The sequence below is a fragment of the Magnetococcales bacterium genome (genome assembly GCA_015232395.1).
In the GTDB taxonomy this organism is placed as follows: Bacteria; Pseudomonadota; Magnetococcia; order Magnetococcales; family JADFZT01; genus JADFZT01.
Genome location: JADFZT010000079.1, coordinates 1 through 18,782 on the forward strand (window position 1 = coordinate 1; position 18,782 = coordinate 18,782).

Here is an 18,782-nt window from a genome sequence, read left to right on the forward strand (position 1 = left end):
CCAAAAGCCCTTCCAGCGCCAATTCCACCCCCATTACGCCGGCATCTGATGCCGATCGGGGAAATGACCATTCTGGCGTGGAAAAATCGTGTCAAGAAATATCGTGCTGCCACCTCATTTTTTTTGGGGGGGCGAGCAGTTACCCCTCGGATTTATTCCCCGGGACAGGGGTACCCAAACCCATCGATCCAAACCCGACCATCAGGTATGCAAGAGGGGCTGTCGATTTTGAAAATCAGGCCATCAGGAGAGGCCCCAGCCCAAAATCCCTGGAAATTCCGCTCTCCTTTCCGGCATGGTTCTTAAGAGAGCCGTTGCCAGGTGGCTTCAGAGGGAATTTTGATCAACGGCTCCTTTTTGCGGATTTATAGCAGTTCTATCTCAAAATTGAACACTCTTCCCTGACTCGTCATCCCCGCGAAGGCGGGGATCCAGGGAGCTGATGATTGGCCTCAAGGAAAAACCAAATCTTCAAGAAAGGCCGGTGTTTTGCTGAAAGTGATGCAAGATTTGGAAAGGTTCGCACCAGCCCCCCTGGATTCCCGCATTCGCGGGAATGACAGAAAAAGTACAGCGGCATATGTCCAATTCTTGATTTGAATTGCTATAATCGGGAATCCCCTTCTCCCGAATACCGTCCAATTTGTTGCTACCGAAGGAACGGGTAGGCCAACACTCTCCATCATCAAAGGATCTCCCCCATGGAACCAACACTCGTCGTCTGCATTAAGGAACGGATGCCCGGCAGACCCTCCTGCAAAGAACGGGGCAGCCCGGAGTTGGCGGACAAGCTGGAAAAGGCCCTGGCTGAAGAGGAGATTGACGTGCCGGTCAAACGGATTCTCTGCCTGGGTCAATGTGAAAACGGTCCCAACATGCGTATCGCTCCGGGGGGGGCTTATTATAATCATGTGACGGAAGAAGATTTGCCCGAAATCATAACGGAAATGGCTCGGGTGAAAGCTGCTCATGCCTCTGAAAAGGCGTCGTGATCAGTCAGACAGAGCGCTTTTGATGGGCTTTTGACTCTTTTTTTGCTATAAAGGAGGAGTAGAGACTTGCCTCAGGTTGATTTTGAGGCGGCTTCCAGTCGGATCGGGAGTTAGCTGGAACGGGGATCCTCAGATGGATCAGACCCCCACTTAAAGGGATCAGCCACCATGTCTGAAGTGCGCACCGACGCCCCACTGCTCACCACCCAGCATTACGGCCTGGCTTTGAGCCTGAATAAAAATATCGGCCTCAACAACGATGAGGTCACCTCCTCCCTGGGCCGGGAAGCCAACACCTTCGATCCCCGCAAACTGGGGCTGAGTAGAGGTCTGGACGCCCTCGGCATCGACACGGACATCGTCACCCGCAGCCGCCTGGATGAAGTGAGCGGCACCAGCTCTCTGCTCCAAGCCCGGGAGTTGGAGCAAGTGAGCGTCGCCTCCAGCATCACCCGCACTTCCAAAGGGCTCACCCCAGCCACCAATGAGGGGAGCCACTCCCTGAAATCCCTCTTCCCGGGGCTCTACGACCGTTTGGGCCAACGTCAGGAGTCGGCCACCACCACACCCCCTTCAGGCAATCAGCTGGATCTGACGGTCTGAATTTTTCGACCTTAAGAGCCCCCCTTATCTTGGATGGGATATCTTAACGCCCTGTTCACGGAAAACAACGCCCCCCTCAATTCCGGCAAAGCCCCCCTCTTTGTGATCCCGTGTAGGGTACGGTGAGCGACGCGAACCGCATCAATCAACTCCCTCCATCAGCCAAGCCACTCCCCCCATCAATGACCTGACAGATTCACACAACGGTTAAAATGCCAGTGATGGCTTTCCAACAATACGACTCCCATGGCTCATCCCATCCTGTACAAGCTGTGGGATACGTCTCTCTCCTCACCCCCTATACCAACTCCAATCCAGAATTGGACATATGCCGTTACTCTTTTGCTGTCATTCCCGCGAATGCGGGAATCCAGAGTGTCTGGCACAAACCTTTCCAAATCTTGCTCCACTTTCAGCAAAACACCGGCCTTTCTTGAAGATTTGGTTTTTCCTTAAGGGCAATCATCACTCCCTGGATCCCCGCCTTCGCGGGGATGACGAGTCAGAGAAGAGTGTCCAATTTTGAGATAGAACTGCTATATATACCTGCCTTTTGTCGTGAGAGATAACCCCCCAACAAAAACGGCGGACCAGATAGCAGGCCCGCCGTTTGAGATGACTTTTTTCCAACAATTCAGCTGATCGGAAGAGGGAAGCTCCTCTCAGGAGAGATCAGACCATGCCACCCGAAAAAAGTTGATGCCCTAGAAGTTTTCGAAGTCACTATCAGAATCCCCTCCCCCCATCCCCATATCCAGATTGGCCCCTCCCCCCCCTTGACTGGGAGCCGGGAGTGCTGCGCGGCGTGGGGCTGGAAGAGATTTCTGACGGGCTGGGGCGCGGTGGGCCTGGGCGACGGCGGCCGGGTTGTTACTGGTTTTGAAAAAGGAGGTGGCGCTGTTGAGCAGATCCGCCTGGGAGGAAAGCTCTTCGGAAGTACCCGCCATCTCCTGGGAAGCCCCGGCATTTTTTTGAATCACCTGATCCAGCTGCTGCAACGCCTGATTGATCTGCCCGGTACCCTGATTCTGCTCCTGGCTGGCAGCCGCAATTTCCTGAACCAGTTCGGCGGTTTTTTGGATGTCGGGCACGAGCTTGGTCATGATGGTACCCGCCCGCTCCGCCACCGCCACACTGGAAGCGGAGAGCTGAGAGATCTCTCCAGCGGCTGACTGGGAGCGCTCCGCCAGCTTGCGCACCTCTGCCGCCACCACCGCAAACCCCTTACCATGCTCCCCGGCCCGGGCCGCCTCAATAGCAGCGTTCAAAGCCAGCAGGTTGGTCTGGCGGGCGATCTCCTCAATGATGGAAATTTTTTCCGCGATCTCCTTCATCGCCCCCACCGCCTCCTCCACCGCCTTGCCACCATCAGAAGCATCCGTGGAGGCCTGACGGGCGATGGTTTCGGTCTGCTGGGAGTTGTCGGTATTTTGAGAAATATTGGAGGCCATCTCTTCCATGGCCGCAGAGGTCTCCTCAATGGAGGCCGCCTGATTGCTGGCCCCTTCGGACATGATTTGGGCTGCGTTGGAAAGCTCTGTGGAGCCACTGGCCACCGTCACCGAGGCCCGCTGCACATCCTGGAAGGTCTCCTGCAATTTGAGCACTGCACGGTTAAGGCTCCGGGCCATCGAACCCACCTCGTCCTTGCTGGTCAGGACACATTGCCGGGTGAGGTCCCCTTCCCCAAGGCGTTCACAAAAAGAACGGATCATGTTGAGGGGGCCTGAAATGGAACGGCCCAGGATGATACCGATGAACACGCTGAGAATGACGGCAACCCCACCGGCGGTAAAGAGCACCGAAGCGATGAGATCGGCCCCATCCAAAATATCCTGGGATTTTTCGTTGGCCTCACTGATCTGGGTGTCGATGAGGCGGTTCATGCGATCTTTGAGCTGATCACTGGCCCCGTCAAAGGCTTCCATCACCACGTTACCGGCGGCCAAGCCCTCCTTCATATAGGCGTTGGCCATACGTGTGCCCACATCATGGAGATGATCGAAGGCCGCATCCAGATCCTTCAGATCCCGCAGCTCGTTGCTGGCCCCTTCCGACTGAAACATTTCCCGAAATTTAGCCAGCCCCGCCTTGAAACGGTCAGCCGCATCCTGGGCATCTCCAAAGCCATCGGGATTGTGGGTGGCGGAAACATCGGTCAGCCACTGCTGAAGCTCAATGATATCCGACTGCATGTTTTTGGCGGTGAGTGAAAAGGGCAGAGACTCCTCTTTCACGACCAACGCCGCTTCCCGGGTCTCCTGAATGGCGGAATAGATCATGGCAAAGACTACCAGGATAACCACCAGAATCAGACCAAACCCCACCCCCAACCTTGGACCCACCCGCATATCGCTCAGAGTCATCACACCCTCCTCTTCAGGAATTTTTCTGTAACATTCTGTAGAACACAGGCAAAGTACACACTTTACCAAAACAGGAATGATAACTATTTGTTAAAAATTTACAAAGTTTTTGTGCGCAAAACCTGAGAATTTGATGCGATTTTTACAACACACCTGAATTATAATAGAAAATCATTTGTCAATCATCAGTCTGTTTTTGGAGATGCGTGAAGCCAAGTCAACAGCATGATGTAAAGAGCGGGGGTCGGCCAGCCCTTTGCCAGCGATATCAAAAGCGGTGCCATGATCAACACTGGTGCGAACTATGGGCAATCCCAGGGTGATGTTGGCGGCCTGGCCAAAGGCAAGCATTTTAAGAGGAATCAGGGCTTGGTCGTGATACATGCAGATGACGGCATCGTAGCTGGATCGTGCCGCTGCATGAAACAGGGTATCGGCGGGCAGGGGACCTCGGATCGTGCCTGGATATTTTTCGGCCAGGGCCTCACACACAGGCCGGATCACCTCGATCTCCTCCCGGCCAAAAGCCCCCTCCTCCCCGGCATGGGGGTTGAGTCCGGCCACGGCCAAACGGGGAGAAGGCATGGCAAAATCCCTCTGAAGAGCCGTGAGTGTGGTCTCCATCACCCGAAAAAGCGCCTCCCGGGTCAAAGCGTGTGGGACGCTTTTCAGGGATTGATGAATCGTCGCTGGCACCACCCGCAGCCCCTCACCGGCCAACATCATCACCGGATGGGGGGTGTGGGTAAAATGTCCCAGCATTTCGGTGTGGCCGGGATAGTCGAAGCCCGCTTCGAACAAAACGGCTTTGTGAATGGGGGGAGTGACCACTGCTGCCACACGACCGGCCAAGGCCAGCTCTACCGCTTTTTGGATGGAGGCCACCACAGCCGGAGCGTGCCGGGGGTTTGGTTGGCCAAAGGTGAGGGTTGCCAGCGCCAGGGAGTGGGCCGCAGGCAAAACAGCCAAACATTCAGGAGGCAGCTGACAGGCCTCCTCCGGAGTCGTCACCACTTGGAAATTCAGATCAAGATCAAGGCGGCTTGCGGTCCAGGGAAGCAGATCGGGATCGCCGATCCAAAGCCAGGGAGCAGAACAGGAACGCCCTGCATGGGCCTTGATGAGCACTTCCGGCCCCACCCCGGCGGGATCCCCCATGGTGATGGCGATGGGGAGAGCTTGAGACGGGTGGGGCGTCAACGCAGCTCCACAAAGGCCCGCATGCGGATATCCCGGAGCCACTGGCGATAGCGGGATTGGAGCTTGGCCTGCATCAACCGCTCCTTGAGGCTGTCATGTTGAGCCGCCAGGGAGTTGGGATCCAGGGTCCCCTTCTCCTCGACAAAGGCCAGATGCCAGCCAAAGCCGGTTCGAATCGGTTCGCTCACCTGCCCCGGTTCCAGATTGAAGACCACATCATCAAATTCCGGCACCATCACCCCTCGGGCAAACCAGCCCAGATCCCCGCCATCCGAGGCGGTATCATCATCGGAATATTGCCGGGCCAGATCCGCAAAGGGTGTCCCTTCCAGGGCTTCCTTGCGAATGGCTTCCAATCTGTTGCGGGCTCTCTCCTCGGCATCGGTTCCACCCTCTTCAAGCACCTTGAGCAAAATATGGCGGGCTTTGATCCGAAGCTGGGTGGTGGATGCGTCGCCCTTCATCACCATGCGCCGATCAATCATCTGAAAGATGTGATATCCCTGACCCGAGCGATAGGGTGGACTGACAGAGCCTTTTTTCAGAGGAAAAACCACCTCTTCCATTTCCGGCAGCAGCTCTCCCCGTTTGAACCAGCCCATTTCACCCCCTTCGAGCCCCCCGGGGTCATCGGAGTGTTGGCTGGCCAGGGTGGCGAAGGAGGCCCCACCCTTGAGCTGACCGATAAGATCAATGGCTTTCAGGCGGACCGCCTCCAATTCCTTGGCAGAGGCATCATCGGGTATGGAAAGTAAAATCTGCGCCAGATGGATCTCCTCCACCCCCTTATCCTTCAGAGTGGTGCGATAGAGATCCTGAATTTCCTCCTCGGAGACCGTTACCAGCTTGGAGATGACTTTGTTGATCAGGCGACCCTGGAGGAGTTGATCGTGGAGGGTTCGGCGATATTTACTCAGAGACATCCCCTGCTGGGCCAGAGCCTCGGGCAGGGAGCCGGGGGGCAGATTGTTGTCTGCCTCCACCTTGGCCATGATCCGCTGAAGATCCTCTTCGGTCACCGCCACGCCCAGCTGTTTGGCCTTCTGATCCCGAATCTTGCGCATGACCAGTTCATCCAAAACCCGCTTGCGGATCTTGAGGGGATCCACCGGCGTGCCGGAATCCTTGAATTTCATCAGGATAGGCCTGGCCATCTCGGCTATTTCAGATTCGGTAATAATGTCGGTCTCAGCCTCTGTACCACTCAAATCACGGGCTTCGACGATGGCCGCGATGCGGTCGAGAAGTTCGGCGTGGGCCGGGGGAATCCAGAAAAAAGCCGCCAGTAGAATCATCGGCAAGAGGCCCGAGCGCCCCCCTGAGAGCACTGTTTTCATCCTTGTCCCTCCCCTTGGAGCGGTTTCGCACGCGCTTATATAGTTGGATGATTGCCGGGAGCCATCAGAGTGCATGACGCCAGGGCTTGAATTCACTCCGGTCAACGCCCGGGTTCCCGGTTCAACCCGGTTGCCAGACCTTGAGGTCAGCTCCCTTGAGTCCACTCCTGGCAAGCTGTCCGGGTGTCGACGTGGATCAAGAGTTGACACCATACCCTCCCAAACCACGGAGGTTGATCAGGAAGCCCACAAAACCGCCCCCATGCTCGTCCGTATCTGAAGAGAGGCTGCGTCCACCAAACAGGTCCAGGCTCCAGCAGTCGTGCTCATAGCGCAGACCTGATTTCCAGCTTTTGATGTTATCGTTCATCAAGGAATAGTCCGCTTCCTGGGTCCAGAGCCAGTTTTCACTCAGATGCAAGGCGCCGTCCAGGGTGAGATCCTCGATATCCTCATTCCCCTCTTCTTCCAGCCCCGATATCTGATCGGGCTGGTTGCGGTGGTAACCCAGCTCCAGCCAATCGTTGCGGGGGGTGTGAAACTTGAGGGAGACGTCGGTGTTGGGAATTTTGCCGTCATCGTGGTTAAAGCGGCCTCCGGCAGCGGCAGACCAATATTCGGAAAGATCCACTTCCAGCCCGGCCACGATGTCGGAAAAGGCCTCTTCGTTTTGATATTCCCGATGTCCCGCCGGCGCCCAGCGCTGCCCCACGGTGAGAGTCGCCAGCTCCCGCACCGGGTCATCTTCAGCAAATCGACCGATCAGCCTGGAAGTAACGCCGTAACTGATCCAATGGCCGGTGGAGAGGCGATCCACCCCGGAATAGCGGTTTTCAGCGAAAAGATTGGTGGTGGCAAAGTTGCGCAGGGTAGCGTCATAGTCCGGCACCCGGCTCTGGTCGCTGGAAGAGTTGAGGACATACTGCACCGTGGGCTCGATGGTGTGTTTGACCTTGCTGAACCCACCTTCGCCGCCCTGGCTGCCATAGTTGCGGGAGAGATTGCCATCCAGGCGCAAGCTCACCATGGCGGCTTCCCGGGATTGCTCACGGGCGGGTTCATCCCCGGCTTCTGCCGGATTGCCGTTGACCCAATAGAAGGTCTCTCGCACCCCGGCTGCGGCACTGATGCGACCAAAATGCAGCGGACGTTCATAGCGCAGGGTGGGGGCGATATCGACCCGTTGGGTGGAATCCCCAGCCATTTGATAAAAATTATCAAACCCCAAATCGCTCGTAACCCGCCAGTTTTCACCAATGGATTTTAACATCGTCTCACTGGTGAGGGAGATGAAGGGCAGCTGCTGGGTGGTGTTGATATCGCTGTCAGCTTCCAGATCCTGGTTCCAACGAACCCCGGCCTGTACCGCTGTAAAACCGTCTTCCTCCAGCTCCAGACGGTCGAAGGTCACGAAAGATTCCAACCGATGGGCATCGGGGTCCACGACATCCTGCTCAAAATCGTTGATAAAATCCCGACTGCGACTGGCGTTGATGTTGGCGTTGAGACTCCACGCGCCCAGGCGCTGGCTGTGTTTAAACACCGTCAGCCCGCGATACTCCTCTTCCTGCTCGTCCTGGATGTGATAAGTCTCCAGAAAGCCGGCATAATCCTTACCCAGATAGCGGTATTGCAGCCGTCCCATCACCCCTCGGCGACTGATGCCCCGCACCGCGAGAGTCGCATCCCGCTCCGGAGCGATGTTCCAATAGTAGGGAACCTCCGCCACCAGGCCGTTGCCGCCACTCACCCGCAGGGAGGGAATGAGAAAACCGCTTTTTCGCTCCGGGCGCAGGGGCTGACGCCACCAGGGGCTATAGAGGACCGGCACATCCCCCAGGCGCAGGGTGACATTTTTGGCGGTGACGCTGTTTTCCTCCCGATTGACCTGGATCTCCTCGGAACGGATGTGCCAGGGAGGCTCTTCACAGTCACAGTTGGTGTAGGTGGCTTCCTGGAGGGTGAGGCTGTTGCGGTCGTGCACCGCGACGGTCTTGGCGGTGGCGATCCCTCCGGGGCCGACCATGTCCATGCGCACGTCGTGAATGTTGCCTCGCTGATCATCCACATTCAATTCCACCCGCTCCGAGGTAAAAATATCTCCCTCACGGTTGAGTCGAATGTTACCGTCAGCAGTGATTTTTTTATCGATAATATGATAGCTGGCGGTATCGGAGGTGATTTCAAATCGCTTGCCCTGCATGATCTTCACGTTGCCGGTAGCGGTAATCACCTGGCCGTCACTGGAGTGGTCCATCCGGTCCGCTTCGATGTCGAGAGGGAGTTCATCCTCAGCGACGGCGGGGAGTGGAAAGAGGGAAAACAGACAACACAGCGCCAGCACTCTGCTTGCCGAAGAGTGGCCGGGCACTCTGTTGACCGTGGCTGGGGCGTGGCTACCCGCAGCTAGGCTGCTGCCCGTGGCTGGGGTGTTGCTCATTATTCGCAAGGTTCTCATCGAACGCATGGGTCGTCACCATCTAGGGCCACTCCCTGCCACCGGTCAGTGGGACGGGGCAAAGGGGCAGGCTTGGGGTGATTGATCAATCCAAATCCGGGTGGGTACGCATCACCGTGGCGCCATGAACGGCCACTTGGCCTGCGACTAAAGCCCAGAACGCGAATCAGGAATGATCCATCAAGCTAAAAAACAGAAAATCCATTGGAGCCGCAGTTTAATCGATTCATCATGCGTTTAACAGGGACCGAACAGCCCCCACCAGGTGGAGAGAGCCCGCCACCACCACCCTCTGGGATGGGGAAGCCTCCAAGCGGGCCGTGGCCAAGGCTTCTGCTGCCGTGGCGTGGCTGGTAACCATCCCCTCCCCAGCGGGCCAAAATCGAGCAATCCGCTCACCCGTCAACCCCCGTGGCCCGCTGCTCCCTACCACCAAAATCCGCTGGGCAAGAGGAGCCAACTCCCTGACCATGGCCGGGATATCCTTATCCTCAAAGGCGGAAAAAATCAGCAGGGTCGCACCCTTACCCGCCTCTCCATCCAGCAGGGCTTCCTTCAACACCCGAGCCCCTTGTGGATTGTGAGCGCCATCCAGCCAGATGGGGGGGGCTCCCGGAAAAAATTCCAACCGCCCCGGCCATCGGGCCTGGTGGATGCCTTGGCGTATGACCTCTTCCGATATGGCCATATCTGACGGAAAATCATTTGGCACCGCACGGTTTTTTTTGGGCAGGTGCCGGATGGCCGCAACCGCGAGAGCTGCATTTTGCAGTTGATGGCGACCTCTCAACCCTGGGTGCGGCAGGGTGATGGCGCCGGCATGATCGGTATAAGTCCACGCTCCACCAACCCCTTCGATAAAATCATAATCCCGACCTCTCAGAATCAAAGGGGCTCCCAGGGAACGCGCCCGGGTGTCGATAACCTCCCGGGCTGACTCTGAACCAGGATCAGCCACCACCGCTACCCCAGGCTTGATAATCCCCGCCTTTTCCCGGGCGATCTCCACCAGGCTCTCTCCCAGAAAGGCCTGGTGATCCAAACTGATGGGGGTGATGAGGCACAGACCGGGTGTGACAACACTGGTGGCATCCAGACGCCCCCCCAGGCCGGTCTCCAGGAGTGTGATATCGGGTTTCAGATGGGCAAAATGGAGCAGGGCACAGGCTGTGGTGATCTCAAAATAGGTCTCATCCACCCCAGAGCAGGCCCTCAAAGTGCGCTCCAGCAAGGGAATCAGCTGCTCATCGGAGATTTCAGCGCCATTCAAACGAATGCGTTCGTTAAAACGTGCCAGATGGGGAGAGGTATAGCTGCCGGTGGTCAAACCCGCCTGCTGAAAAATTTCCGCCAAAAAGGCGATCACAGAGCCTTTGCCGTTGGTTCCGGCAACGTGGATGGGGGTGAGTCCCAGGTGTGGGGATTGCAGGCGGTCAAGGAGCTGGTTGATCCGCTCCAGGCCCAAAAAAACCGCCTGGGCACCGTGGTTTTCAGCGATCTCCAGAAGCTTGGCCAGGCGTGGGTTCATAACCTGGAATCCATGGCAGTGTGTCGTAGTAGAGGAAGCCCAAGGGACACTGGCAGACTGGGCGGCACTGGCTGGCAGGCTGGGGAGAGAGTCGGCCTGATGGCGACCCTGGCTCCTAACTGCCCTTGCCCGTCTGGGAGGCCAGGTTGTTGCGGGTCAGGTGGCCCAAAAGCCCAGCCAAAAGATCCCGCATTTCGCTTCGAGGACAGATGCGATCCAAAAAGCCATGCTCCAGCAGATATTCACTGCGTTGGAACCCTTCCGGAAGCTTTTCCCGGACCGTCTGCTCAATCACCCGGGGACCGGCAAAACAGATCAGGGCATTGGGTTCAGCCAGGATGATATCCCCCTGCATGGCAAAGGAAGCGGTCACCCCGCCGGTGGTGGGATCGGTCAACACCGGAATAAAGGGCAGACGGGCCGCTTCGAGCTTGGTGATGGCGGCTGACGTTTTGGCCATCATCATCAGCGAAAGAATCCCCTCCTGCATACGGGCCCCCCCAGAGGCGGGAAAAACCACAAAGCCGCAATTGGCCTCCATGGCGGCCAGCGCTCCCTGAGCCACCTTGGCCCCAGCCACCGAACCCATGGAACCGGCCAAAAAATTAAAATCAAACGCCGCCACCACCGCTGGAATGCCCTTGATGGTGCCTTTATAAACCCGCACGGCGTCTGGGGTGCCGGTCTTCTTCTGGGCATCTTTGATGCGATCCCGGTAGCGCTTTAAATCTTTAAATTTAATGGGGTCGCTTGGATGAAGGCCGGAAAAAAGCTCTTCCCTGCCCTCCGGGTCCAGGGTGATTTCGATGCGGCGGATGCCGGAAATGCGAAAGTGATGCTCGCAATGGGGACAAACGTCCAGATTGCGGGCCAGCTCCTGCTGGAAAAGGGCCTGACCGCAAGGGGGACATTTCACCCACAACCCCTCAGGGGTTTGGCTGCGGCGGACATTTTCCTTGATTTTGGGTTTGATGATCCGGGTGATCCAGTTCATTACCGACCCTTAAGGCTGATGAATCAATGGTTATGGGGCCTCTGACACCCCTCTCCTGTTCAGATGCGGTGGGGGTATCGTTTGGTTTGATCAGGCCCGGGTTTTATTTTAACGGGACACAACAGCTACTGCCAACCCGCTAAAAGTGGCGGCGCGGGAAATCTTCCCCGGACCGTTTGGCTCTTTTCAGTATTTCGTTCAACTTCCCGTCAGCATTTCGTTCAACTTCCCGCTTCAGCACTCTGTTTCAGCTGCCCGAACCCTTCGAACAAACTGCGCCATCTTGGCAGAATCCTTGATGCCTGGGGAGACTTCCACCCCACTGGAAACATCCACCCCATAGGGGGCTACCTGGCGTACCGCTTCGGCGACATTGTCCGGATTGAGCCCTCCGGCCAAAACATAATGGCGAGGCAGTTGGCCATCCTTCAGCAGAGACCAATCAAAGCGATGGCCCGTGCCGCCATAACTCCCGGCAACCTTGGCATCCAGCAAAAGTCCGTTGTCTGGGATAAAAGACGCGATCCCGGCCAAATCTTCTCCATCCGCAATCCGTAATGCCTTGATCACCCGACGCTCTACAGCCTGACACATTTCGGGAGATTCGTCACCGTGAAGCTGGATGATATCGAGCCCCACCAGAGAGGCAATGCGGTGAATCTCCTCCAGGGCTTCGTTGACGAACAGACCCACCACGCTTAAAAACGGTGGCAGCTCCCTGACGATATTCCGGGCTTTTTCGGGATCGATGCAACGTTTTGATTTTTCATAAAAAACAAGGCCAATGGCATCCGCTCCAGCCTCCAGCGCCGCCTGGGCATCCTGCAAACGGGTGATACCACACATTTTGATTCGGGTCATGGTGCCAATCAGATGCAACAGGGGTTGAGCGAAAGGCGCCTCTTCTACACCGATCCCAAGAGAAACACCTCTCCCCCTTGGTGAAGAGAGCGTGGCAGTATAGGGCAATCCCGGCCGGGATTCATGGCTCTTTGTGTGACGGCAGCTCTTTTGGCGTTGTTCCAACACCCAACCAAAGGGCAGGCTGGGGAATCATTTCGCAGCGGCTTCAGTCTTTATGGGAAGGGGTTGGGAAGATCAAACCAACGCCACACAACCAGCTCCCCGCATTCCCGGGGGAGTTCAAACCAAATCAAAATCCAGGGGAGAATCTTGATTAGGCGAGTATTTTGGCGAGCCCTTCTCCCGGATCCTCCTCCCGCATGAAGGCTTCGCCGATCAAAAAGGCATCAATGCCATTTTCCCGCAATGTTTTGATATCTTCCGGCCCCCGAATACCGCTTTCCGAAATGATTCGCCGCTCTCCATCCGCTCTGGGCGCTAAATTCAGGGTGGTCTCCAGGGTGGTTTCGAAGGTTTTAAGGTTGCGGTTGTTGATGCCCAAAAGAGGGGTTTTCAGATCGTGGGCCCGCTCCAGCTCGGCTTCGTCGTGAACCTCCACCAAGACATCCATATGCAGCTCCCGGGCAGCCTCTTCCAGCTCCCCGGCCTGATCGTTGGAGAGCACGGCCATGATCAACAAAATCGCATCGGCCCCAATCGCCCGAGCCTCTACCACCTGATAGGGATCAAACAAAAAATCCTTGCGCAATACCGGCAGTGAAACCCGCTCCCGAATTTGATTGATATAAGCGTCATCTCCCTGGAAATAGTCCCGGTCGGTGAGGCAGGAGAGGCAGGCGGCACCATTTTCCTGATAGCGCTCGGCAATCCAGGCCGGATCAAACACCCCCTCCCGGATCACCCCCTTGGAAGGAGAGGCGCGCTTGATTTCAGCAATCACCCCCAACCCGCCGACCTTGATACGGCTCTCGATGGCATCGGCAAAACCACGGGTGGCGGGGAGATCACGGATGGTGGCCAGAAGACGGGCTTCCGGGGTTTGACTGCGCCCCCGAGCCACCTCTTCCCGCTTGGTTTCCATGATGCGATCAAGAATATTGCCGGGAGTAGGCATGTTGTGACTTTAAAAAAAAGAGGTTTATGGGAGGGAAAACTCCTGCCCTGGCTTGAACTGGGTCAGGGGAGAGAGAGTTCCCTGTCAGGCATTGGAGTGCTCCACCAAAAGATCCAGGCGCTCTTTTCCACGCCCTTCAGCCAATGCACTCGTCGCCAAGGCCACACCGACACCGATATCGGGAGCAGCCCCCACGGCAAAGAGGGCAGCGCCAGCATTCAGAGCCACGATATCCCGTTGGGGGCCTTCCCGGCCTTCCAGGATGCCACGGGTGATGGCCGCATTTTCTTCGGGATCACCACCCAACAGCGCCTCAGGGGTGACCCGGGTCAGCCCAAACTGTTCCGGTTCGATGGTGGTGGTGGTGATCTCACCGTTATCAAGGGTGGTCACCCGAGTGGGGCCGGTGGTGGTGATTTCATCCAAACCATCGGAGCCGTGCACCACCAACGCCCGTTTGGAACCCAGCCGCCCCAACACCCGGGCCAAAGGCTCGGTCCAGCGCCCATCATACACCCCGATCAGCTGATGGGGGGCGGCAGCGGGATTGGTGAGGGGGCCCAAAAGATTGAAGATGGTTCTTAAACCCAGCTCTTTGCGCGGCCCCAAGGCGTGGCGCATGGCGCCGTGATGTTTGGGGGCAAAAAGAAAACCAATCCCAGCCTTTTCAAGACATTTTTCCACCACTTCAGGCGGGGCATCGATGTTGACCCCCAGGCTTTTCAGCAGATCCGCCGAGCCGCTTTTGGAGGAGATGGAGCGGTTGCCGTGCTTGGCTACCGTCACGCCACAGGCGGCCACGGCAAAAGCCGCCGTGGTGGAAATATTAAAGGTGCCGGAGCCATCTCCACCGGTGCCGCAGGTATCCACCACCGTGCCGGGCGCATTCACCCGGAGCGCTTTATCCCGCATGGCTTGGGCAGAACCGGCAATTTCGGCGACATTTTCCCCCTTCATACGCAGGGCGATGAGATAAGCCCCGATCTGGGCGTCGGTGGCCCCCCCGGACATGATCTGTTCCATCACCTCCCGGGCTTCTTCCTGTTCGAGATTTTTATTGGTGATCAACTGGGCAATGGCTTGCTGAATGTTCATGGATACTTTTTTCCCAGAAAATTGGCCAAAATGTGATGTCCTGAGCGGGTCAAGATTGATTCTGGATGAAACTGCACCCCCTCCACCGGCAGGCTTTTATGCCGAATCCCCATGATCAGTCCATCCTCGGTCCAGGCAGTGATTTCCAGACAGTCGGGGAGGCTTTGGCGCTCCACCACCAGGGAGTGATAGCGGGTGGCCTCGAAGGGGCGGGGAAGATTGGCAAACACGCCGGTGTTGGAGTGGTGCATGGGGGAGGTTTTGCCGTGCATGACTCCCCCCGGGGCACGAATGATTTTTCCACCAAAGGCCTGACCGATGGATTGATGGCCCAGGCAGACCCCCAGAAGGGGAATTTTTCCGGCAAAGCGCGCGACCACGTCCATGCTGATCCCGGCTTGATCCGGGGTACAGGGTCCAGGAGAAAGAGTGATGCGATCCGGAGCCAGTTCGGCTATTTCGTCCAGGGTGATGGCATCGTTGCGATAGACCCGGACCTCTTCTCCCAACTCGCCGAAATATTGCACGAGGTTGTAGGTGAAGGAGTCATAGTTGTCGATCATCAGCAGCATGAGATGGCTATTCCAACCCCCGTTGCGCGAGATCCACTGAACGAAAGACCGCTCGGGCTTTGCTCATGGTTTCTTCAAACTCCCGATCCGGCTGGGAGTCGGCGACGATACCCGCCCCGGCCTGGATGGTGAGCCAGCCTTTTTTGATGACCGCCGTGCGAATGGTGATGGCCAGATCCATGTGGCTGCCAAAGCCGAGATAGCCGACGGTACCGGCGTAGGGACCACGACGGGAAATTTCCAGCTCGTCGATGATCTCCATGGCACGAATTTTGGGGGCTCCACTGACTGTGCCTGCCGGGAAAGTAGCGGCAATCAGATCAAAACGATCCAGCCCCTCCCGCAGCTTGGCATCGACGTTGGAGACGATGTGCATCACATGGGAGTAGCGTTCGATGACAAACTGTTCGGTCACTTTGACCGAGCCGGTCACCGCCACCCGCCCCAGATCGTTGCGCCCCAGATCCACCAGCATGATATGCTCGGCCAGCTCCTTGGGATCGGCCAGAAGCTCCTTTTCCAACGCCAAATCTTCCGCTTCGGTGGCTCCCCGTGGTCGGGTTCCGGCGATGGGGCGCACGGTGGCGGTATCCCCATCCAGCCGCACCAAAATTTCCGGACTCGACCCCACCAGGGAAAAATCACCCAAACGCAAGAGAAAGAGATAAGGAGAGGGGTTGGTGGTGCGCAACGCCCGATAGAGCAGGATGGGGTTGTGGGGAAAGGGAATGGAGAGGCGCTGGGAGAGCACCACCTGCATGATATCCCCCGCCTCGATATATTCCTTGGCCTGCCCCACCGCCTCTTCAAACTGCTCCCGACTCATTTCCGGGCGAAAATCGGACTCTGCCACTGGGGGAAAGGCGTTGGCCTGACGCTTGTGGGTGGGGGTGGATTGCAGGGTCTCCACCAAGGTATTGATACGCTTGACGGCCCTGTCGTAAAGAGAGTCCAGATCCCCCTCGCCATCCAGCATCACATTGGCGACTACTTTGAGCTTGCCCAGGAGGTTGTCAAAGATGAGCACCAGATCGGCCAGCATGAACAGCGCGTCTGGTGCACCCAGGGTATCGGGGTTTTCGTCGGGAATGCGCTCGAAGGAGCGGACGATATCGTAACCGAAATAGCCCACCGCTCCCCCATGAAACCGGGGCAGCTCCGGCACAGCGACCGGCTTGAAACGCGCCATGAATTCTTTAAGCACGGTCATGGGATCACGACCGGCGAAGGTTTCGGTGGGGCCATTTTGGTGGCGAATTTCCACCCGATCTCCCCGGGCCTCAAAAATGGCGGCAGGATCCAGGCCGAGCAGACTGTAGCGCCCCCACTTTTCCCCGCCCTGGACCGACTCCAACAAAAAAGCATGGGGCAGGTCGGCGGCGACTTTAAGATAGGCTGAAACAGGGGTATCCAGGTCGGCCAGGATTTCCCGGTAGACCGGAACCACGTTGCCTTGCCGGGTCAGATCCCGGAATTGGTCGAAGGATGGCTGAATCATATTTCAGGTGTATCATTTCCCACCCAAATAATCACCCTTTTCCGATTCGTCAATCAGATGCTTGACATGCACCCCCAGCTCCATTAGATTGTCGCGCTACGAAAGATGTGGGGCCATAGCTCAGCTGGGAGAGCGCTTGAATGGCATTCAAGAGGTCGGCGGTTCGATCCCGCCTGGCTCCACCAATTTAAAATCCAAAGAAGCCCAATAAAGCCTGCAACTCCAAGAGTTTGCGGGTTTTTTTGTGCCCGAATGGTCCAATGCCGTCCAAAGAAATCGATTGGAATCCAGCCTGATTGCTGGTATATTTGCTGTTACGCAATCGATCAGATGAAGTGCGTACCAGCAATGGCTGTTATCAGTTGATATCAAAAAAGAATTCAGGCCTGCCATCAGACCCTGCTGGTATGCTGCTTGGTCTGGATTTCTCCCCGATTCAAGCCCCTGCTGGACCGCAATCAGACCATGAAACACCTGGATGGAGGACCAAATGCCCCTTACTGACACCACCATCCGCCAGATGAAGCCCGGTCCCAAGACTTTCAAGCGATCTGATGGGGGTGGGCTGTTTATCCAGGTTGAGCCCAGGGGGAGCAAGCTTTGGCGGCTGTTTTATCGGTTTGGAGGCAAACAAAAGCTTCTGGCCCTGGGGAGGTATCCCGAAACCACTCTGAAAAAAGCGCGCGAACAACGCGAGGATGCCCGTCGTCTCCTGGCCGAGGGAATTGACCCCGGAGAGCACCGCAAGACCACCAAGGCGGCACAAAGGGATGGCCTGGATGAAAGGCTCTTCCAGTCGGTGGCCCTGGAGTGGTTTGCCAAATTCAAGCCGGGGTGGGCACCGAGTCATGCCAGCAAGGTGATTCGTCGCCTGGAGGTGGATATCTTTCCCTGGTTGGGCAAGCGCCCCATCAATGAAATAACAGCACCTGAGCTGTTGGCCGTCTTGCGGCGAATCGAAAGCCGGGGGGCGCTGGATACCGCACACCGGGCCAAGCAGAATTGCGGACAGGTATTTCGCTATGCTGTCGCCACTGGTCGCGCCGAGAGAGATCCATCCGCCGATCTCAAGGGAGCCCTACCCCCAGCCAAAGGTGGACGATTCGCCACCATCATCGACCCCAAGACCATCGGCCAACTGCTTCGGGATATTGAGGAATACAAGGGATCCTTTGTCACCAAGTGCGCCTTGCGGCTGGCTCCCCTGGTTTTTGTCCGGCCTGGAGAGTTGCGCCGGGCGGAATGGGCGGAAATCAATTTGGATGGGGCGGAATGGCGAATTCCCGAGGAGAAGATGAAGGCCGGAGCGCTGCACGTGGTCCCCCTCTCCAGTCAGGCCGTGGCAATCCTGCGCGAAATCCAACCCCTCACCGGCTCCGGTCGATATGTTTTCCCAGGTGCCCGATCCGACCAACGCCCCATGAGCGAAAACACAGTTTTGGCCGCGCTGCGCCGCTTGGGATACGCCAAGGGGGAGATGAGCGGCCACGGCTTCAGGAGCATGGCCAGCACCCGGCTGAACGAGATGGGATTCAAACCCGACTGGATCGAGGCCCAGCTGGCCCACGCCGAACAGAATGAAGTCCGTCGGGCCTACAACCACGTCGAGTATCTGGAGGAGCGCCGGAAGATGATGCAGGCGTGGGCCAATTACCTGGACGCCTTGCGGGATGGCGCTGAAGTGGTGCCGATCCGGCGGCAGGCGTAACGCATCATGGGATCCCCCCAAAGGAAAACACCTTTCCTGTCCCTCACTGCAAAAAAACGCTCTTCCTGAAGACGCTAAAAATAGGCTGTCAAGGAAAAAAATAAGACTTTTTTTGGCCGTTATTTGGAAACATCAGGAAACATCAGGAAACGTAAGGAAACGTAAGGAAACACATTTCAAAAAAGCCCCCCTCCTGCTTTCAAAAACCCTGAAAAACCCATGATACCCTGCTGGAAAAATTCCACAGCCTTCCAAAAGGGTCCAACATGAATACTCGAATCATTCGGCGTCCCGAAGTCCAAAACCGCACCGGCCTTTCCCGATCCAGTATCTACTTGAAAATTTCCCGAGGTGAATTTCCTGCCCCCATTCGTCTGGCCTGGGTTTCTGACGGGTAGACACGGAAATTTGTAAAATCCCGTTTTATAACGGGATGTTGTGCAGGTTATCCCC

At 56.9% G+C, this 18,782-nt stretch carries 15 protein-coding genes and 1 tRNA gene; 5 read left to right on the forward strand and 11 right to left on the reverse strand.

The window, feature by feature from the left end; translation table 11 throughout:
- The first annotated feature begins 701 nt into the window (after positions 1–701).
- Together HQL52_16820 and HQL52_16825 are read left to right on the forward strand one after the other, a co-directional pair.
- Positions 702–992 carry a (2Fe-2S) ferredoxin domain-containing protein gene (locus HQL52_16820; protein ID MBF0371115.1) on the forward strand — a complete coding sequence of 97 codons (291 nt, stop codon included), beginning with the start codon at positions 702–704 and terminating at the stop codon, positions 990–992.
- A gap of 168 nt (positions 993–1,160) precedes the next feature.
- Complete coding sequence (locus HQL52_16825) at positions 1,161–1,595, forward strand: hypothetical protein (GenBank protein MBF0371116.1); 435 nt, start codon at positions 1,161–1,163, stop codon at positions 1,593–1,595.
- A gap of 704 nt (positions 1,596–2,299) precedes the next feature.
- On the opposite strand, the gene HQL52_16830 is transcribed toward HQL52_16825, so the two are convergent.
- The 11 genes from HQL52_16830 to trpE form a co-directional block, all read right to left on the reverse strand.
- Positions 2,300–3,961 carry a HAMP domain-containing protein gene (locus HQL52_16830; GenBank protein ID MBF0371117.1) on the reverse strand — a complete coding sequence of 554 codons (1,662 nt, stop codon included), beginning with the start codon at positions 3,959–3,961 and terminating at the stop codon, positions 2,300–2,302.
- 171 nt (positions 3,962–4,132) lie between these two features.
- Complete coding sequence (pdxA, locus tag HQL52_16835; protein ID MBF0371118.1) at positions 4,133–5,119, reverse strand: 4-hydroxythreonine-4-phosphate dehydrogenase PdxA; 987 nt, start codon at positions 5,117–5,119, stop codon at positions 4,133–4,135.
- Positions 5,120–5,157: 38 nt separating this feature from the next.
- On the reverse strand, positions 5,158–6,498 hold the full coding sequence (locus HQL52_16840; protein ID MBF0371119.1) for a peptidylprolyl isomerase: 1,341 nt from the start codon (positions 6,496–6,498) through the stop codon (positions 5,158–5,160).
- 196 nt (positions 6,499–6,694) lie between these two features.
- Positions 6,695–8,938 carry an LPS-assembly protein LptD gene (locus HQL52_16845; protein ID MBF0371120.1) on the reverse strand — a complete coding sequence of 748 codons (2,244 nt, stop codon included), beginning with the start codon at positions 8,936–8,938 and terminating at the stop codon, positions 6,695–6,697.
- Positions 8,939–9,185: 247 nt separating this feature from the next.
- Positions 9,186–10,484 carry a bifunctional folylpolyglutamate synthase/dihydrofolate synthase gene (locus HQL52_16850; GenBank protein MBF0371121.1) on the reverse strand — a complete coding sequence of 433 codons (1,299 nt, stop codon included), beginning with the start codon at positions 10,482–10,484 and terminating at the stop codon, positions 9,186–9,188.
- A gap of 115 nt (positions 10,485–10,599) precedes the next feature.
- The gene (locus tag HQL52_16855) at positions 10,600–11,478 is read right to left on the reverse strand and encodes an acetyl-CoA carboxylase carboxyltransferase subunit beta (GenBank protein MBF0371122.1); all 879 of its coding nucleotides are present in this window, start codon (positions 11,476–11,478) and stop codon (positions 10,600–10,602) included.
- A gap of 234 nt (positions 11,479–11,712) precedes the next feature.
- Positions 11,713–12,339 carry a phosphoribosylanthranilate isomerase gene (locus HQL52_16860; protein MBF0371123.1) on the reverse strand — a complete coding sequence of 209 codons (627 nt, stop codon included), beginning with the start codon at positions 12,337–12,339 and terminating at the stop codon, positions 11,713–11,715.
- A 316-nt stretch (positions 12,340–12,655) separates the two neighbouring features.
- On the reverse strand, positions 12,656–13,456 hold the full coding sequence (gene trpC, locus HQL52_16865) for an indole-3-glycerol phosphate synthase TrpC (GenBank protein MBF0371124.1): 801 nt from the start codon (positions 13,454–13,456) through the stop codon (positions 12,656–12,658).
- An 84-nt stretch (positions 13,457–13,540) separates the two neighbouring features.
- Entirely contained in the window at positions 13,541–14,551 is a 1,011-nt protein-coding gene (gene trpD / locus HQL52_16870) for an anthranilate phosphoribosyltransferase (GenBank protein ID MBF0371125.1), read from the reverse strand.
- Positions 14,548–15,123, reverse strand: a complete 576-nt coding sequence (locus HQL52_16875; GenBank protein MBF0371126.1) for an aminodeoxychorismate/anthranilate synthase component II — start codon at positions 15,121–15,123, stop codon at positions 14,548–14,550. The genes trpD and HQL52_16875 overlap by 4 nt, the downstream gene beginning before the upstream one ends.
- 7 nt (positions 15,124–15,130) lie before the next feature.
- On the reverse strand, positions 15,131–16,621 hold the full coding sequence (trpE, locus tag HQL52_16880) for an anthranilate synthase component I (protein MBF0371127.1): 1,491 nt from the start codon (positions 16,619–16,621) through the stop codon (positions 15,131–15,133).
- A 109-nt stretch (positions 16,622–16,730) separates the two neighbouring features.
- Here trpE and HQL52_16885 point away from each other — a divergent pair.
- From HQL52_16885 to HQL52_16895, 3 genes are all read left to right on the forward strand, one after another.
- Positions 16,731–16,806, forward strand: a tRNA-Ala gene (locus HQL52_16885).
- Positions 16,807–17,111: 305 nt separating this feature from the next.
- The gene (locus HQL52_16890; protein MBF0371128.1) at positions 17,112–18,329 is read left to right on the forward strand and encodes a tyrosine-type recombinase/integrase; all 1,218 of its coding nucleotides are present in this window, start codon (positions 17,112–17,114) and stop codon (positions 18,327–18,329) included.
- 266 nt (positions 18,330–18,595) lie between these two features.
- Positions 18,596–18,727 carry an AlpA family phage regulatory protein gene (locus HQL52_16895; protein MBF0371129.1) on the forward strand — a complete coding sequence of 44 codons (132 nt, stop codon included), beginning with the start codon at positions 18,596–18,598 and terminating at the stop codon, positions 18,725–18,727.
- The last annotated feature ends 55 nt before the right edge of the window (positions 18,728–18,782 follow it).

Bases quoted from the DNA above. Each gene is read 5' to 3' on its own strand.
- HQL52_16830 (MBF0371117.1), bottom strand. From the start codon at position 3,961: ATGACTCTGAGCGATATGCGGGTGGGTCCAAGGTTGGGGGTGGGGTTT.
- HQL52_16860 (MBF0371123.1), bottom strand. From the start codon at position 12,339: ATGACCCGAATCAAAATGTGTGGTATCACCCGTTTGCAGGATGCCCAG.
- HQL52_16890 (MBF0371128.1), top strand. From the start codon at position 17,112: ATGCCCCTTACTGACACCACCATCCGCCAGATGAAGCCCGGTCCCAAG.
- HQL52_16820 (MBF0371115.1), top strand. From the start codon at position 702: ATGGAACCAACACTCGTCGTCTGCATTAAGGAACGGATGCCCGGCAGA.
- HQL52_16840 (MBF0371119.1), bottom strand. From the start codon at position 6,498: ATGAAAACAGTGCTCTCAGGGGGGCGCTCGGGCCTCTTGCCGATGATT.
- HQL52_16850 (MBF0371121.1), bottom strand. From the start codon at position 10,484: ATGAACCCACGCCTGGCCAAGCTTCTGGAGATCGCTGAAAACCACGGT.
- trpD (MBF0371125.1), bottom strand. From the start codon at position 14,551: ATGAACATTCAGCAAGCCATTGCCCAGTTGATCACCAATAAAAATCTC.
- trpC (MBF0371124.1), bottom strand. From the start codon at position 13,456: ATGCCTACTCCCGGCAATATTCTTGATCGCATCATGGAAACCAAGCGG.
- trpE (MBF0371127.1), bottom strand. From the start codon at position 16,621: ATGATTCAGCCATCCTTCGACCAATTCCGGGATCTGACCCGGCAAGGC.
- HQL52_16845 (MBF0371120.1), bottom strand. From the start codon at position 8,938: ATGAGCAACACCCCAGCCACGGGCAGCAGCCTAGCTGCGGGTAGCCAC.
- HQL52_16895 (MBF0371129.1), top strand. From the start codon at position 18,596: ATGAATACTCGAATCATTCGGCGTCCCGAAGTCCAAAACCGCACCGGC.
- HQL52_16875 (MBF0371126.1), bottom strand. From the start codon at position 15,123: ATGCTGCTGATGATCGACAACTATGACTCCTTCACCTACAACCTCGTG.
- HQL52_16855 (MBF0371122.1), bottom strand. From the start codon at position 11,478: ATGAACTGGATCACCCGGATCATCAAACCCAAAATCAAGGAAAATGTC.
- HQL52_16825 (MBF0371116.1), top strand. From the start codon at position 1,161: ATGTCTGAAGTGCGCACCGACGCCCCACTGCTCACCACCCAGCATTAC.
- pdxA (MBF0371118.1), bottom strand. From the start codon at position 5,119: ATGGGGGATCCCGCCGGGGTGGGGCCGGAAGTGCTCATCAAGGCCCAT.